Annotated in this window: 2 protein-coding genes and 2 pseudogenes; 1 reads left to right on the forward strand and 3 read right to left on the reverse strand. The window is 65.3% G+C overall.

What is annotated here, in order from left to right; all coding sequences use genetic code 11:
• The 3 genes and pseudogenes from WCB02_RS21730 to WCB02_RS21740 all read right to left on the reverse strand — a co-directional run.
• Window positions 1-252: pseudogene (locus WCB02_RS21730) on the reverse strand (DUF1045 domain-containing protein); the annotation flags it as partial.
• A 35-nt stretch (window positions 253-287) separates the two neighbouring features.
• Window positions 288-1,481, reverse strand: coding sequence for an alpha-D-ribose 1-methylphosphonate 5-triphosphate diphosphatase (locus WCB02_RS21735; protein WP_423961289.1), 1,194 nt, complete (start codon window positions 1,479-1,481; stop codon window positions 288-290).
• The gene (locus WCB02_RS21740; protein WP_423961290.1) at window positions 1,478-2,140 is read right to left on the reverse strand and encodes a chloramphenicol acetyltransferase; all 663 of its coding nucleotides are present in this window, start codon (window positions 2,138-2,140) and stop codon (window positions 1,478-1,480) included. Before WCB02_RS21740 ends, WCB02_RS21735 begins: the two co-directional genes overlap by 4 nt.
• A gap of 150 nt (window positions 2,141-2,290) precedes the next feature.
• Here WCB02_RS21740 and WCB02_RS21745 point away from each other — a divergent pair.
• Window positions 2,291-2,407, forward strand: a pseudogene (locus tag WCB02_RS21745) (phosphonate ABC transporter ATP-binding protein); the annotation flags it as partial.

The following is a 2,407-nucleotide window of genomic DNA, read 5'->3' on the forward strand; positions in this document are numbered from 1 at the left end:
GGCCGCGAGCAGCTCGGCCTCGGTCCGGCCAGGCGCCAGCGGCATCGGCGCCTTCAGCGTGGCATGGAAACCGTATTTGCGAGGGCCCTCGCTCAAGTCGCGCCAATCCGGCGCCTCCCGCGTGACGGCGTCCGGAAATGGCAGACCTTCGCCGGTCCAGGCGTCATAGCCCAGATGCTGAGCGCCGAAGCGGTCCAGAGCGGAGCCTGGCGCGGCGGCGTAGTAGATCGCGTAGCGCGGAGAGTGGGTCATAGGTGCGCAAGACATCGGTGCAGAACAGGGAACCTTCACTCGGCCGCAACCGCGTCGTGCCGCGGCGCGCGCCTCGCGGCAAGACGATTGGCGTCTGCCAGGTACGCCAGCCGGCCGGCGGCGATCACGGCGATGATGCGGGGACGCAGCGGCACCGCGTCATCGACCAGAAGGATGTCGGCGCGATGTCCTTCGCTGAGCAGACCGCGATCGGAGAGGCCGGCGGCATGCGCCGGTGCCGTCGAGATCAGCTCCCAGGCCTGCGCCAGCGGCAGGACGCCGTCGGCGGCGAGACGGAAGGCGGCCAACAGAGGGGCCGGATAATAATAGTCGGAGGCAAGCACCGTGCATAAGCCCTTTGCGATCATGTCGGATGCCTTGGTCCACCCGGTATGGCTGCCGCCGCGCACCACATTCGGCGCACCGAACACGATCGCATCGCCACCCGCCGCCGCCTCGCGCGCGGTGGCCTCATTGATCGGAAATTCGGCGATGCCGACGCCCTGCGCGCGGAAGGCCTGGCGCGTCGCGGGGCTTTCGTCGTCATGCGACAGCATGCGCACCTGCGCCTCGCGGGCGATTTGCGCCAGCCGCGCGATCGATGCCGGCACGTCGTCGGCATGGGACAGCACGCGTGCCACGAGACCGTCGAACGCCTCGCTCGACAGACCGGTGCGCTCGACCATGCGGGTCCGCTTCTGCGGCTTGTCGAGCAGGGCAACCGTCGAGTCCATGTGGTCGTTGAAGGCGAGCAGGTCGATGCGCCCGTTCGCCAGCCATTGACCGATCTCGGCCTCGGCATCGAGATTGTAGGTCTCGTGGCGAAGATGGAAGCGGGTATCGGCGAACAACTGCGGCCGCAGGCTCTCGATCGCCTCGAGCAATTGCCGCGCATTGTCGCCGCTGCGAAGGCCCGGCTCCCACGACCAGGTCGTGGCATGAAACACGGTGGTGATGCCGTTGCTGATCGCCTGGCGGTCGCTATCGGCAAGTGCGACGTCGATCGGAAAGTCGACGCCGGTGCGGGGCATCATCTGCCGCTCGAACGCATCTCCGTGCAGGTCCACGATGCCCGGCAGCACCAGGAGGTTGCGGGCATCGAGTTCGAGGGAGCGTGTGCTCGGTGTGGAAGCAACCGCGCTGATGACGCCGTCGGCGATTGCGAGCGAAGCTTCAACGAATTCCCGGCCGAGCAGGGCGTGCCCACCTGCAATGACAATATCGTTCACGATGTTGCACTTTGCTCGAGGTATGAGGCGCCGCCGGACGAGACCTCGTATTTTTCGAGGAAAGCCTCGATCTCGAGCGTCCTGAAATCCGGCAACGCGGCGCGGAGCGCGTCGTGATCCCAGTCCCACCATGCGAGGCGCGCAAGCCTGTCGGCGACGGCTTCCGGGAACCGCCTTCTGATCGGCCGTGCGGGATTGCCGCCGACGATGGTGTAGGCGGGCACGTCCTTGGTGACGATGGCGCCGGCCGCGACTACCGCGCCGGTGCCTATGCTGCGGCCCGGCAGCATGATCGCGCCGTGCCCGATCCAGACGTCATGGCCGATATGGACGCGATGGCTCTCGCGCCATGCGAAGAACTCGGCCTCATCCGCCTCGCCGGGAAAATAGGCGCTGGCCCGGTAGGTGAAGTGGGCCTGCGTCGCCCTGTGCATCGGATGATTGCCGGGGTTGATCCGTGTCATCGCCGCGATCGAACAGAATTTTCCGATCGTGGTGTAGGTGATCTGGGCGTCGTTGACGACATAGGAATAGTCGCCCATGACGACGTCAAGCAGCATCGTGCGGGCGCCGACCTCGCAATATCTGCCGAGCGTCGCCTGCTGGACTTTCGCGGTAGGGTCTATCAGAGCTTCGATCGAGAGTGCTTTGCCGGCCATTCCAAGTTCCACAAACGTTGCCAATCGATCTGAATAGACCCTTTAAGAGTGCACCTCATCAAGGGGGTTCGTGACGGCTTCATGACGATCAGGTGACATGCAGCTGGGCTGTGGACGATCGCCGCAGCGCAGCGGGATGTCACACAACTGTTGAAGACCGGCGCTAGCCATGGCCATGGCGGCCTCCTGGAGCAACGCATGCTGGTGATCGAAGGTTTGACTTGCCGTTTTGGCGCGAAAGCCGCGGTCGACAATGCGTCCTTCTCC

The organism is Bradyrhizobium sp., assembly GCF_049581145.1.
Classification (GTDB): Bacteria; Pseudomonadota; Alphaproteobacteria; order Rhizobiales; family Xanthobacteraceae; genus Bradyrhizobium.

Bases quoted from the DNA above. Each gene is read 5' to 3' on its own strand.
- WCB02_RS21740 (WP_423961290.1), bottom strand. From the start codon at position 2,140: ATGGCCGGCAAAGCACTCTCGATCGAAGCTCTGATAGACCCTACCGCG.